11 protein-coding genes are annotated in these 14,935 nt (G+C 33.3%); 2 read left to right on the top strand and 9 right to left on the bottom strand.

Features of this window, described 5'->3' with window-relative positions; translation table 11 throughout:
• Positions 1 to 38: 38 nt before the first annotated feature.
• From ACNC7R_RS19875 to ACNC7R_RS19885, 3 genes are read right to left on the bottom strand one after another with little or no spacing between them, the layout of a single operon-like run.
• Positions 39 to 1,523, bottom strand: coding sequence for a peptide MFS transporter (locus ACNC7R_RS19875; RefSeq protein ID WP_417943201.1), 1,485 nt, complete (start codon positions 1,521 to 1,523; stop codon positions 39 to 41).
• A gap of 1 nt (position 1,524) precedes the next feature.
• On the bottom strand, positions 1,525 to 3,201 hold the full coding sequence (locus ACNC7R_RS19880) for a peptide MFS transporter (RefSeq protein ID WP_417942762.1): 1,677 nt from the start codon (positions 3,199 to 3,201) through the stop codon (positions 1,525 to 1,527).
• 37 nt (positions 3,202 to 3,238) lie between these two features.
• Entirely contained in the window at positions 3,239 to 5,410 is a 2,172-nt protein-coding gene (locus ACNC7R_RS19885) for a S9 family peptidase (RefSeq protein WP_417942763.1), read from the bottom strand.
• A 180-nt stretch (positions 5,411 to 5,590) separates the two neighbouring features.
• Between ACNC7R_RS19885 and ACNC7R_RS19890 the strand changes: the two genes are divergently transcribed.
• Positions 5,591 to 6,889 (top strand): hydroxymethylglutaryl-CoA reductase, degradative, encoded by a 1,299-nt coding sequence (locus ACNC7R_RS19890; protein WP_417942764.1) that lies wholly within the window; start codon positions 5,591 to 5,593, stop codon positions 6,887 to 6,889.
• Positions 6,890 to 7,005: 116 nt separating this feature from the next.
• Complete coding sequence (locus ACNC7R_RS19895) at positions 7,006 to 7,920, top strand: GYDIA family GHMP kinase (RefSeq protein ID WP_417942765.1); 915 nt, start codon at positions 7,006 to 7,008, stop codon at positions 7,918 to 7,920.
• A gap of 15 nt (positions 7,921 to 7,935) precedes the next feature.
• Here the strand turns inward: ACNC7R_RS19895 and ACNC7R_RS19900 are convergent, their stop codons facing one another.
• The 6 genes from ACNC7R_RS19900 to ACNC7R_RS19925 form a co-directional block, all read right to left on the bottom strand.
• Positions 7,936 to 8,343 (bottom strand): hypothetical protein, encoded by a 408-nt coding sequence (locus ACNC7R_RS19900; RefSeq protein ID WP_417942766.1) that lies wholly within the window; start codon positions 8,341 to 8,343, stop codon positions 7,936 to 7,938.
• Positions 8,344 to 8,640: 297 nt separating this feature from the next.
• Entirely contained in the window at positions 8,641 to 10,740 is a 2,100-nt protein-coding gene (locus ACNC7R_RS19905; RefSeq protein WP_417942767.1) for a peptidylprolyl isomerase, read from the bottom strand.
• Between the two features lie 108 nt (positions 10,741 to 10,848).
• Entirely contained in the window at positions 10,849 to 12,108 is a 1,260-nt protein-coding gene (locus ACNC7R_RS19910; protein ID WP_417942768.1) for a hemolysin family protein, read from the bottom strand.
• A gap of 208 nt (positions 12,109 to 12,316) precedes the next feature.
• Positions 12,317 to 12,874: an LPS export ABC transporter periplasmic protein LptC gene (gene lptC / locus ACNC7R_RS19915; protein ID WP_417942769.1), complete on the bottom strand. Its 558-nt coding sequence runs from the start codon at positions 12,872 to 12,874 to the stop codon at positions 12,317 to 12,319.
• Between the two features lie 51 nt (positions 12,875 to 12,925).
• Positions 12,926 to 14,152, bottom strand: coding sequence for a hypothetical protein (locus tag ACNC7R_RS19920; protein WP_417942770.1), 1,227 nt, complete (start codon positions 14,150 to 14,152; stop codon positions 12,926 to 12,928).
• On the bottom strand, positions 14,145 to 14,879 hold the full coding sequence (locus ACNC7R_RS19925) for a type III pantothenate kinase (protein ID WP_417942771.1): 735 nt from the start codon (positions 14,877 to 14,879) through the stop codon (positions 14,145 to 14,147). The genes ACNC7R_RS19920 and ACNC7R_RS19925 overlap by 8 nt, the downstream gene beginning before the upstream one ends.
• Positions 14,880 to 14,935: the final 56 nt, after the last annotated feature.

The following is a 14,935-nucleotide window of genomic DNA, read 5'->3' on the forward strand; positions in this document are numbered from 1 at the left end:
TTTTTTTCAAATTTAAACAAAATAGCATTGCTAAATACCTATTTTACTTCCTGCATTAATTTTTTTATGAATGGTGAAATTGCAATTAGAACAACTCCTGCTATTAGCGAATAGATTGCCAGTTGATAATATCCCTCAGTATACGATTGCAGCTTAGAAAGCAAAGTATCACCCGTATTCGATTTAGATATTTCCGCCCCTAATTTACCCGCAAACAACTGTCCAAATGCTGCTGCCAAAAACCATAAACCCATCATCATACCAAATAATCTTTTGGGAGATAATTTAGTTATAATTGACATTCCGATCGGCCCTAAACACAGCTCCCCTATAGTTGTTACTAAATAAGCAAATGTAAAAACATTCAATGAGGCAATTCCATTAGAATCTGCAAAAAACTTAGTAAGATAAAAAATATAAAACGAAGCAGCTAAAAACAAAAAGCCAATTCCAAATTTAATCAATGTGTTCGGTTCAATTTTTCTTCTCCCCATCCATATCCACAATAGACCAATCAACGGACTTAATACAACTACAAAAAAGGTATTGGAACTATTGTTTACAATATTAGGATCAATGGAAAAAAACAACAATTTATTATTTAAATTATCTTTAGCAAAAAGTGATAAAGAACCGCCGCTTTGCTCATAAATGGCGTTGAATAAAAGGTAAAAAAAGACAAATAAAAATGCCGCAAATAACTTTTTCTGAAGCTTTATATCCCCCAGTTTTATTAATTCATAGGTAAAATACAAAAGAGCAACTATTCCAATCGTATACATAAAATAGTCGGTATAATCTGTATTCTTTACCATTATATAAATAAGTGGAATACTTAAAAGTGAAAGTAGATAAACTGAAAATTCACGTATTTTTCTTTTCCCTGCTTCCATTTCCAGCAAAGGAGAATCACCTATGGGACCCAGATATTTTTTAGTAACCAAAAAAGTAATCAGTCCTAAAAACATTACAATTGCAGCCGAAAGAAAACACAATTCCCAGGAATAATATTTCCCAAGATAAACACATAAAGCACCTCCAAAAAGACCACCAACATTTATCCCTGCATAAAACATTCCGTAACCGGCATCTCTTCTTCCGTCTTCTTCTTTATACAGTTCCCCCACCATAGAAGAAACATTTGGTTTAAAAAATCCTGTTCCTATAATAGAAAAAGCAATTCCGTAATAAAACATATCATGTGGCGCTATGGCAATCAAAAGATTTCCAAGAATCATTACTATCGCTCCAAATAATAATGATTTTTTGAAGCCTAAAATTTTATCGGCAAAAATTCCTCCTATAAAAGTAAAAGCATAAACAAAAGCCTGAATAGCACCATATTGCAAATTAGCATGATCTTCTTTCAAAAAAAGCTGATCTACCATGAAAATAGTCAGAACACCTCGCATTCCGTAGAAGCAGAAACGTTCCCACATTTCAACAAAAAACAAGTACCACAATTGCTTTGGGTACTTGCCTTTAAAATTTTGAATTTCCTCTAAAGTGATTTTACTTTCCATCTTATCTAACACCATGCATCATTTTTTTCAATAAAGGAGTTAGCGCAAACAATACAATCGCCGCAATACCCGTAAGAACTACAAATACCATAAAAAACTCATATAAATTATGGATTTCGAATCCTGCAAAAAAATGATTATGCGCACTAATTTGATGTTTTTCTAAAAGAGATAATTGCTCAGCAGTTGGGACAACTTTTTTATCCAAAATTCCTTGAAGATCAATTCCCAGCTCTTTTGCCTTTTCAAATTTATCACCTGTAGCAGGCAAAATAGAACCTAAAGTACCTCCTAAGGCATAACCCGAAGCATTAGACAAGAAAAACACACCATATAGTAAGGATGCGAAACGTTTTGGCGACAATTTGCCTACTAATGACAAACCAATTGGAGACAAACACAACTCGGCACATGTGTTTAAGAAATATAACAGAATCAACCATTTAACCAATAATAAACCCGAAGTTCCGATATAAGAAACCTGAGTTGCAATCATAAGGAAACTCACAGAAATCACTACTAATCCAATTGCTAATTTAACCGGAGAAATTGGTTCTTTTCCTTTTGCTCTTAAAGTATCCCATAATACACTAAACGGAACTGCTAATAGTACAACGAATAATCCGTTAAAAATTTGCACCATCGATGCCGGCATATGATAACCAAAGAAATTTCTATCGGTCTGATTATCTGCAATAAATGTCAATGAAGATCCAGCCTGCTCGAATGCCGCCCAAAAGAAAATGATAAAAAATGACACTATATAAATTACGATAATTCTGTCTCTCTCTATTTTCGTCAATGAAGAATCAGAAACAATTAATCCGGCCAATGACAAACCGCTTGAATAAATCAAAGTATAAATAAGATTTTGACCAACTACATAATGAAAGAACAAACCTAAAAGAAGAAAAGCGACTCCCGCAATAGATAAAGCCTTAGAAGAGAAATTAGCTTGTTGAGCTTCACCTTCTTCAAAATCAGAAGCATCATTTTTAGAAGGTAATCCTCCTAAAGGTTTTCCTTCAGGAGAAACTACATATTTATTTTTTAAGAAGTAAAAAAGTAAAGTACCTAGCAACATTGCAACAGAAGCGGCCAGGAATCCCCATCTGAAAGCATGAATGTCCCTAACTCCGCCAGCATCTTTTACATCACCCAAAATTGGACAGATAGATTGTCCTAAAAAGGCTCCAATGTTAATTCCCATGTAGAAAATAGTAAAAGCCGTATCCAGTTTTGTTTTTTCCTGTTTTGGATAAAGACTGCCAACCATACTGGAAATGTTTGGTTTGAAAAAGCCGTTACCAAAAACAATAACGCCTAAAGCAGAGTACATGATGATTTTCGCTAATTCTAAATTTGATGCAAAAACACTTCCGCTGGTAAACAATAACATTTGTCCAATTGCCATAAGCAATCCTCCTAATAAAATACAATTTCTGTTTCCTAAATAACGATCTGCAACAAAACCTCCCAGCATTGGAGTTAAATAACAAAGTCCAAGGAAGCCTCCATAAATTAAAGACGCCTCTTCTTCTTTCATCAACAATGAATTCACAAGAAATAAAGTCAGTAAAGCACGCATTCCATAAAAATTGAACCGCTCCCACATCTCCGTTCCAAACAATACCCATAGCCCTTTTGGATGCCCGGTTTTTACTTTAGTTTCTTCCATATTATTCAGTATAAAAATTAAGTTATTAGATTTTAGATTATAAATTTTCTTTAATAAAATTAGTCATTTTATTGTAAAGCTGAATTCTGGTTTTCCCACCATAAATCCCGTGATTTTTGTCCGGATATATCTGAGAGTCGAATTGCTTGTTAGCCTGAATTAATGCTTCCATCATTTGCATTGAATTCTGCACATGAACGTTATCATCGCCTGAACCGTGAATCAGAAGAAATTTCCCTTTTAATTTATTTACGTGGTTGATTGGAGAATTATTGTCATATCCGCTTGCATTTTCCTGCGGGGTCTGCATATATCTTTCTGTATAAACGCTGTCATAAAAACGCCAGTTGGTAACCGGAGCAACCGCAATTGCCATCTTAAAAACATCAGCTCCCTGAAAAATACAGTTTGAAGCCATAAACCCACCATAACTCCATCCGAAAATCCCAATTCTTGAAGCATCTACATATGGATAAGCACCAATTACTTTTGCGGCATCGATTTGATCTTCAACCTCATATTTACCTAATTGTAACTGAGTTACTTTTTTAAAATCTGCCCCTTTAAAACCTGTTCCTCTTCCGTCAACACAAGCCACTATGTAACCTTGCTGCGTAAGAGATAGAAACCAATAATCATCCGTATTATTCCAGTCATTATTGACCTGCTGAGAACCAGGACCTGAATATTGGTACATAAAAACAGGGTATTTTTTAGAAGGATCAAAATCTTTTGGTTTTAGAATCCAGGCATTTAACTCATTGCCTTTAGCTGTTTTTAAAACAAAGAATTCTTTTTTTGGCAAATTATAAGCCTCTAATTTGGCAGCAAGAGCCTTATTGTCTTCTATTACCTGAATTTCTTTCCCGGTTTTCGCTTCATTTAAAGTATAAGTTGTAGGCTGTAAATTACTAGAGAAAGTCGTAATGAAGTATTGGAAATTTGGACTAAAAGTCGCTGCACTTGTTCCAACTTTAGCAGCCAAAGGTGTTTTGTTTTTTCCGTCTAATGAAATACGGTAAACGGCTCTGTTGATAGAACCATTTTCTGTAGACTGGTAGAAAATCGTTTTTGTTTTTTCGTCGAAACCGTAATATGAAGTCACTTCCCAGTTTCCTTTTGTAACCTGATTTTTAAGTTTTCCGGTTTTATCATATAAATAAATATGATTGAATCCGTCTTTTTCGCTGGTCCAGATAAAACTATTATCTTTTAAGAATGTCAAATTATCTGTAACATCAACATAAGCCTTGTCTTTTTCATTCAGAACCACTTTTGCTACAGCTGTGGCCCCATCAATAAACAGCAAATCAAGATTATCCTGGTGTCGGTTTAAAACCTGAGCTGATAAAACATTGTTATCATTTGTCCATTGCAGCCTTGCGATGTAAAAATCATTATACTTTGCTAAATCAACTTTTTTAGTGCTATTCCCGTCTATATCAAAAATATGGAGGGAAACTTCAGAATTTTTTTCTCCTGCTTTAGGATACTTAAACGTTTCGATTGTCGGATATAAATCTTTATGAAACATAGACATCGAAAATTCCGGAACCTGGCTCTCATCAAAACGGATATAAGCTACTTTTTTGCTGTCTTTGCTCCAGTCAAATGCCCGGACAAAAGCAAATTCTTCTTCATAAACCCAATCCGTAATACCATTTATAATTGTATTTTTCTTTCCATCAGTTGTGATTGCAGTCGATTTTTTTGAAGCTACGTCATACACATAAAGATTATTTTCTTTGGCATACGCAATTTTGGTTCCATCAGGCGAAAAAGTGGGTTCCTGAACCTGAAAATCAAAAAGCTTAGTTAAAGATTTAGAGGTAATGTCATATAAATAATAATCTGCTGTAAAAGAATGGCGGAAAATCTGATTAGAATTACAAGCAATTAAAATCTTTTTTTCAGAAGCATCGAAAGTATAGCTATCGATCCCATCTGCAAGTTCAGTATAATTTTTTGTATCTATTAAATTGGATACTTTTTTAAGAGTGGCAAAATCATATAAATCAATCTGCATACTTCTGCTCGCCTGATCAACATTTAAAACCGTATATTGATCTGATTTTTTTAAAGACTGTAATTCGTCCATTCCCTTGGCCCGAAAAGCTCCACTATAAATATTTTCTACAGTTATTTTTTGTTGTCCAAAAGCAGCAGCAACTAAAAATAAAAGCATTACAGTAATTTTACCTGAATTCATCTAGTAGTATTTTAATATAAAAAGAGCCCAATTTTAGTAAAAAAAACGAACATAATACACATTTTAATTGTTAAATGTTAAAAAAATAAAACCTGAAGTCATTTTACATTTAAAAAAACATTTCAAATAAAAGTCTTAAAATGGTATCTTTGCTACTATATACTACTTAATATACTGAGAATGAATAACGCTGTTGCCGGATTTTCTAAATTATCCAAAAAAGAAAAAATGAACTGGATTGCAAAAGAATTTTTTTCAAATCCTGAAGAGGCACAAAATATAATAAGAAATTACTGGAATTCAGATGAAAAGCTACAACAGCTGCATGATGAATTTATAGAAAACACCATTACTAATTTATACATTCCGCTTGGAGTTGCTCCAAATTTCCTGATTAACGGCAAATACAAGACAATTCCAATGGCAATTGAAGAAAGTTCTGTTGTGGCGGCGGCATCAAAATCTGCTAAATACTGGGCAACACGTGGCGGTTTTAAAGCAACAGTAATCGATACTGAAAAAATAGGACAGGTGCATTTCACTTTCAGTGGAGATGCTGAAAAATTAGAAGATTTATTTAACCAAATAAAGCCAAAATTCTTTTCTGACACCCAAAGCATTACTAAAAATATGCAGCAGCGTGGCGGGGGAATTCTGGATATCCAATTAAAAGACAAAAGAAATTTACTTGAGAATTATTTTCAGCTACACGCCACTTTTGAAACAAAAGACAGTATGGGCGCAAATTTTATCAACTCCTGTCTGGAACAATTTGCCACAACTCTAAAAGAACAAGCTCAAAATGCAGGCCTGGAAGTTCAGGTTATTATGAGCATTTTGTCTAACTATGTTCCAAATTGCATTGTGAGAGCAGAGGTTTCCTGTCCGGTAGAAGATTTAACAGAAAAACATATCGAGAATCCCCAGGATTTTGCAGAACGTTTTGTTCAGGCTGTGCAAATCGCCGAAGCAGAACCGTTCAGAGCCGTAACGCATAATAAAGGCATTATGAATGGTGTCGATGCTGTGGTACTGGCAACAGGAAATGATTTCAGGGCAGTTGAAGCTGCTGTCCATGCTTACGCTTCAAAAAATGGACAATATTCAAGTTTATCTCACGCCAAAATAGAAAACGGAATTTTTACTTTCTGGCTCGAAATACCTTTAGCTTTAGGAACAGTAGGTGGATTAACTTCATTACATCCTTTAGTAAAATTGTGTTTAGAGATTTTGCAGAAGCCTTCCTCCAAAGAATTAATGGAGATCGTTGCCGTAGCAGGTTTAGCACAAAATTTTGCAGCTTTACGTTCTCTCACTACAACCGGTATTCAGGAAGGTCATATGAAAATGCACCTTAATAACATCATCAACCAATTTGAAGCCAGTGAAGAAGAGCGGCATTTAATTAAAGCCCATTTTAAAAAAACGGCCATATCTCATAGTGCTGTAGTTCAATTTATTGAAAACTTACGAAAATAATATTGTTATCCAGAGGCATAATAAATGGATGAAGCTATTCCCGCTGTCCACTAAATCTTTTGTGGTGAACACCACCACAAAAGGATATCGTTGCCATCGGGGCTAAAAAACAACGAATGAAAACAACCTTTTACAGTAACGGAAAACTTTTAATTACAGGAGAGTATTTAGTTCTTGACGGGGCTAAAGCTTTGGCATTACCTACAAAATTTGGCCAAAATCTGGTCATAGAAAATAGTTCAGACAAAAAAATCGAATGGAAAAGCCACAATGCCGACGGAAAAATCTGGTTTGAAGACACTATTTCTTTCGCTGAAATAATTAACAATGTAAAAACAGAAACTGAATCCGTAAAAACAACGCTGATTACTATTTTACACGAAGCTTATCTTTTAAATCCCACATTCATTGATACTGCTGAAGGCTACAAAGTGACTACAGAACTTACATTTCCTAAAAACTGGGGACTCGGTACATCTTCTACTTTATTAAATAATATTGCGCAGTGGACTCAAATTGATGCTTTTACCTTGCTTAAAAATAGTTTTGGAGGCAGTGGTTACGATATCGCCTGTGCACAAAATGATACACCTATTATTTACCATTTAGAAAATAACTCCCCTGTTGTAGAACCGATAAACTTTTATCCTGATTTTGCACAAAACATCTATTTTATTTATCTAAATAAAAAACAAAGCAGTAAAAGAGCGATTAATGCTTACTACAATAATAAAAACAATCATTTAGCCAAAAAAATAATCGACAATAACAAAATTACAAATGCAGTTATTGAAGCAAAAACTGTAAAAGAATTTGCTCTTGCATTAGAAAATCACGAAATACATTTGAGTAATATCCTGAAAGTACAGACTATAAAAGAAAAAACTTTTCCCGATTTTAATGGAGTAGTTAAAAGTCTTGGTGCCTGGGGCGGCGATTTTGTGATGGTCATTTCTAAAGAAAATCCCAAAACTTATTTTAAGGATAAAGGTTATGAAACTATCCTTACTTATGATGAGATGATATTGTAATATAAGCTTGTATTACTAATTTGCCTTTTTATTGTTTTCTTTAGTGATTTTTGTTTTAAGCTGGCGTACTTTTTGACTCTCCTGTTCATTAGATTCAATGAGAGTGTTGTGTAAACGTTCAGCCATTTTTTCTATGCTGTTGGTAATAGAGTCATATACCAGCTCCATTCTGCGGTGCTTTTCTTCCTTTACAGCTCTTAAAACATCTTCTACAAAAACTTTGTCGTATTTTTCAGCTACAGAATCCCGCGTATTGGTGAGTCTGATAACATAATCGTTACTTAGAATAGTAACTTTAAAATGTTGTTCTTCATTGCTCAGGTAATATTTACCTCCTAATTCATCAACATTTATATCAGTACTGCTAACTTTTAAAAGTTCCGTTATGATTCCAAAAATATGATTTTCAATTTTGGAATACACTTTAGCTTTTTTTCTAAAAAACTTAAACATACAAAAAAATAAATGGCTGATTATTAATGTAATTATCTATCATATTTATCGTAATTTACTTTTGTTAAAACAAAAATTCTGACAAATTAAATGCAATAATTTGAATATCCCAAATTTTTTAAATCATATTTCTATTACCCCTATGTAATATAAGAAAATACATTTCAAATACCGAAATAAAATCTTACAAAGAAAATAAAACACAAAGAAAAACCCGAAATGTATTAAAACGTTTCGGGTTTATTATTGTATTGTCTTCTCGTCCTGTTAGTAATTAAACTGCAATCTGTTGTCTTCTATTTTAGCATTATTTTTCAAAGCTGGTAAAATTCTGCTTGCGTCTGATGCACTTTGAGCTTTTAACTTTGATACATACTCTGCATGATTTTGTAAAGCCGGTGCTTTAATTGTTTTGATATTTTTCACAACATATACACCAGTATTTCCTTCAATTGGAGCAGATACTTTATTAGCGGTTAATGCAAATGCATTACCTACCACTTTAGGTTCCTGCCCAACACCTCCAGGCAATACCGGATTATCTAACGTAACATTTGTTGCTTGTTGTACTTTTACACCTGCAGCCTTAGCGATAGCTTCAATGGTTGAACCTGTCATTTTAGCTTTTAAGATTTCTGCTTTTTTCTTGTTTTTAAGAATTGGCTCTACATAAGGTCTTGCCAGTGTAACAGATACTAAACCTGATTTGTTTTCGCTTTTGTATTGTGCAATTACGTGACCAACATTTGCTATTTCAAAACGTTTTATATCACCTTCTTTTGTTTCTTTATCAAATGCCCATCTTATAATAGCACGCTGATTCCCCAAAGGTCCAAAAGATTCATCCATAGCTTTAGCTGTTACAGGAGCTTCAACTTTTAACCCTAATTGTTTAGCAGTAGCATTAAAATCTTTATCGGCAGCATCCATTTCAAATTTAGTTGCCAGTGTAAATACTTTATCAGATGTTGCTTCAGAAGGCTGAATTTTCTGAGCAATTGTAGCTAAACGAATTCCGTCTTGTTTATCTGTAATTTTGATAACGTGAAATCCGAAAGGAGTTTCTACCAAACCAACTTTTCCAATTCCGTTACTGAATACAAAATCATTAAATGGTTTTACCATTTGGTTTGGACCAAAATATCCTAAATCTCCACCTTGCTGAGCAGATGAATCATCAGAGCTTGTAAAAGCAAGCATCATAAAACTATCAGGATTAGCCTGAACTTGTTTTAAAATATCTTCAGCTTTAGCTTTAGCTTCTTCTTTTGTTCTTTTTTCTTTTTGGTTTGGAGTCTGAGATCCTTCATATCCAATTAAGATATGACTTGCTTTTGCATTAACACCTGGTTTAAATCCTAAAGATTTAGAAATAGCATAGTATTTTCCAAAAACATATGGCCCGTAAATCTGACCCGGGGCTAAACTGAATAATTTATCAGCATCAACTGCAGGTAAAGAGTTTTTAGCAACATACGTAGAATCATAAGGCACGTCTGAATTAGCGTTTACAAATTCAGCAATATTTTTAGCATTTCTAAATCCAGGTAATGTATCATTTTTACCAGTTTTAGCATTATATTCTATTCTTCCGTTTAATAAAGATGTAATTTTAGCTTTAATTTCAGCTTCATCTTCTTTAGAAGGTTTGTCTTCTACTAATACATATTGAATTTCACGAGTTGCATCTGCTTTAAATTTTTTCTCGTTTTTCTTCATGTAATCCACAATCTCTGAGTCAGAAATTTTTACTTCACTATCTTTAATAGAAGAATACAACACTGCAGCATATGAAAAATCCACTTTATTTGCTTCCATTTCATATTTGAGCTTTCCTTCGTTTGCAGTAGTATAAAGACCTGCTTTTACAAGCGTATTATAGATTTGAAATTTCGCATTTAAGGCAGCATCTTTTTCTTTTTCAGTAATGAACTGAGCAGCTTCAGGATTGGCTTTGAAGTAATCTTTGAATTTAGTAATATCAAACATACCTGCAGCATTAAGGAACATTGGGTTTTTACCAATATTAGGATCCGATTTTAAAACTTCCAAAAGGTGTTTTTCTCCTACTCGCAATCCTAATTTATCAAATTGAGCTGACAATAAAGCAATTGAAACTTCCTGATCCCATACTCTGTTTGCAGCTTCAGTAGAAGTAATCCCTTGTCCGCTTTTTTCAACATTACTAACTTTAACTCTAAAGTCTTCAAATGAAATATCCTTTCCATCGATGCTTCCAACATCTTTTGAACTTTGACTAAAAGTACCGCTATTGAAAAGATCCTGTATTATAAATGCAAATAATGCAAGTGCAATAACTCCTATCAATAATGCGGAACGCTGTCTAATTTTTGCTAAAACTGCCATTTTTATTATCGTTAATTTTATATTCAGTTTGCGAAAATACAATTATCTGGTTAATAACAATACAACTAGTGTTTTATTTTCGACTTTTTTTTAAAATTCTTAAAATAATTATTCTTTTACAGTCATTTTTACCAATTCGATTTTCTTGTTCGAACATTCTTCTATCACAAAGAAATAGTTCCCTATCCTGATTTTTTCGCCTTTTTCAGGAATATCCTTAGTAAAATCTACAATAAACCCTCCTAAAGTCCCATATGAATCACTTTCGGGAATTTCTAATTTGTATGTTTCATTTAGATAAGCGACATCAAACCTTGCTGAAAAAAGATATTGTCCATCCCCTAATTCCTCTTCTATTAATTCTTCATCTAAATCATGTTCGTCTTCAATTTCGCCAAAAAGTTCCTCTACAATATCTTCAATGGTAATAATACCTGAAGTACCTCCGTATTCATCTAAAACAACAGCAACATTTTTTCTTTTTTTGATAAGCAGACTTAAGGCATCTTTGATCAAAATTGTTCCAGGCACAAACTCAACTGCCATTAAAACTGATTTTATTGATTTTGGTTTCTTAAACAAATCAAAAGAATGCACATAACCTACAATATCATCAAGAGAATTTTGACTTACAATAATCTTCGAATAACCTGTTTCTATAAATAATGCCTTCAGATCAGAAACACTGTCAAATAAATCAATGTCCACAATTTCTGTACGGGGAGTCATTATATCACGTGCCTTTAAACCTGAAAATTCTAATGCGTTTTGAAAAATCTGAATTTCAGAATCTACTTCTTCATTGTCTTCAACAGCATTCATCTGTTCGGTTATATAATTACCAAGTTCCGTTTTACTAAAATACAGTTGTACCTGATCGCCTTCTGTCTTAAAAAATTTTCTTAGAATTAAATCTGATATCCAGATAAAAAAAGTGGAGACATAATAGAATAACCGGTAAAAAATATAAGCGGGTACAGCAAAAACCCGGATTAAGGAATTAGCATAAATCTGAAAAAAGACCTTCGGAAAAAATTCGGCGGTAATTAGAATAATAAACGTAGCTATTAAAGTAAGAAGAAACAAATTGGTATAATCAGAAAACTGATATCCTGAACTTGCAATGCATTTCAGAATCAAATCTGCGGTAAAAAAACCATAAACAACCAACGCTACATTGTTGCCAATAAGCATTGCCGCAATAAACTTCGATGGCTTTTCGGTAAGTTTCGTTAATATTCGGGAAATAAAATTATCCTGTTTTTTTTCTATCTCAAGGTAAATCTTATTAGAGGAAACAAAAGCTATTTCCATTCCCGAAAAAAAGGCTGATAGTATTAAACATAGTATTATAATACTAATTTCCATTTTCTACTTTCTTTTATAATGATCATCGAATTTCTTAGAAAATTTTCTTCTGAAGAAAAACATAAACACGCTGACACCAGCAATTAAAAAACTAAGCCAGTAAGTCCCCTCAGGATCACTAAATTTAGTAATGCCGTCATAAATAAAAGCAACTGCAATTAACAAATAAACGTATTGAGTATATTTTAGGTAATTCATAATTTATATTTTATTCTTCGTTAGCTTCAATTTCCCCGCTTACCCTCTGTGAATTTATGACTTTAAAATCCTTGCTAAAATCGATTCCCTGACCATAGGAAACTCCTTTTGCATCTGTCAGTTTAAATTTTCTTTCGGTATAAAACCATTCGTTTTTCTGATCGAAGTACAATTGCTCAGTTTCAAGTACCTGTCCGGCCTCAGAAGTAATTTTCACTTTCCCCTGCAAATCAATTATGCCTGTCTGTTTATATGAAACAGCATAATTGGCTAAAATAAAAGTTCGTTTTTGCCTTTTATCATATAATGTAACATCAATTCCTTTAGGAAATTCAGTAAAAGGAAAATCAACGCTTGCATAATCCAGCATCTTACGGCTTTTGAGAACACCTGTAATACGCCCTGAATCTGTATATTTTATATTGATTGTATCAGCGTCCGTCGCCGGGAAAAACTCTGAATAATTAATTTTCTGGACTTCTTTAAAATTACTTTCGCACCCAAAAAACAGTGTCACAGTAAAAACTGTGACAACGGTTATAATAATATCTCTTTTTGGTAAATTCATTCGCCAAATGTAGTAAATTGTATCGAGCTTATAAAAACATAAATTTAAACATTAGTTGAATTTATTTTTCACGAACCATTTATCATTGAAAGAGAAACTAAGGCTGAAATTTATATAGTTCTCCTGAACTAAATTTGCAGAAACTGTTCCTTTTTTTCCATATTCAACTCCAAAATTAATACTTGAAAAACTTCCTGTGATAGGAAAACCTACACCTAATGAAACCCCAACATCTTTTATGGATTCATCATTAACTACAAGACCCATTTTTTCGTATTTAAAACCTGCTCTGTACGTTATCCTGCTAAAATAATTTGTAAATGAGGCATAATTTGGAAGATAATACCCTCCAATGGCATATTTTGTATATTTTTCATAACGTATATTATCAGTTGTATTGTAAGAATTTTTAAAATCGCCAGCACCCTGAAAAGCTAACGAACTCCCTATCAACCATTTTCTTGCTTCTCCAATTCCCGCACCTATAGTTACTTTATTTGGCATTTTTAAAACACTATCAGGCGTATCTGTTACTATTGGTTCATCTCCATCTACCTGAATCGTTCTTTCGGTGTCAGAATTTAAATTGCTTCCAAATGTATAGGCCAAACTGGTAAATAACTCCATTTTTTTATAAATCTTAGTCTGATACATCGTACCGATATTGAAATTAGCCCCGGACAATGTTGAAGTATTAATTTCTCTTGTCGCACTTTCAACACCTGTAATAGCCTTAATACCAGTAGTTTCAATTTTACCAAAATTATATTGCATATCGGCACCTATACTCCAGTTTGGCTTTATTTTATAAGCTAGCGCTAAAAAAACTTTATTCAAACCACCTTTGCCTTCATATTGACTGCTTTTACCATTGATGTTATCAGACTGGTCATTCCTAATTTTATATCCAACTGATGAAACAGGAATCAATCCAAATCCAACACCTAATTTCCCCATTGGTATCCCTAAAAGTAAATAATCAAAAGTCGATCTTGTAGTACTGGCTAGTGCATTGTTCGTTTTTAATTTAGAAGACCCGTAAGTTCCACCCACAGTAAAAGTAGTTTGTATAAGGCTGGCATAACTAGCTGGATTTTCAACGTTTAAATGAATACTGTCCTGCTCAACCGAAACACCTCCCATTGACCTGTTTTCTAAAGTCCCTTTAAATTTCATATCCCCAATTCCGTAAAATGAATAAGGTGAAGCGGTACCTTGCTGAGCAAATGAAACGAACGTAATAAGCAAACAAGCGCTTAGTATAATTTTTTTAATCATTGTTGATTTTATATTGAAATGTTTGGTTCAAACTCTCAAGTAAGAAATTTGAATTGGCAAATATGGTATTTTTTAATCGTTTAGCCAAAAATTCTGTATCACCTCCCGTTAAAATTATTATAAAATTTGGAAAATTAACCCGATATTCATCGATAAAACCGTCAATCTCATAGACGAAACCATTCACAACACCTGAGTGTATCGCCTGTGAAGTAGTATTACCTATATAAGATTCCGGAGCTTCTAAAGACAGTAAAGGCAGTCTGGCAGTATAATTATGCAATGCTTCATAACGCAATCGTAATCCTGGAGAAATAGCCCCTCCCCTATAATGATCAAATTCGTCGATAAAATCGTAGGTAATACATGTTCCGGCATCAATAACTAATCTGTTTTGTTTGGGGAATTGTAAAGTGGCTCCAGCAGCCAAAACCATCCTGTCTATTCCTAACGTTTTTGGGGTTGCATATTTATTTACAAAAGGAAAAACATCCTCATGGGTCAAAAAATGAATGTTAAGTTCTTTTTCTAAAGCCAAAAAAGATTGCCTTTCGATATTTCCGACGGATGCAACGACTAAATCAGAGCAGTTTTGAAATTTTTTTAAAATTTTTTTAATTTTTTTTTCGAGTTCATTTTTCTCAAAAACAAATTTTTCCAAAACAGTACTCCCCTCAAAGACAGCAGCTTTAATTCGGGTATTGCCAATATCAACTGTTAAAACCATATTTATTTATTTACCACGGCGAAGGTACGAATTGATTTTTTTAAAAAAATGTTTTG

Origin of the sequence: Flavobacterium adiutor (assembly GCF_048282555.1) — a bacterium.
Classification (GTDB): Bacteria; Bacteroidota; Bacteroidia; order Flavobacteriales; family Flavobacteriaceae; genus Flavobacterium.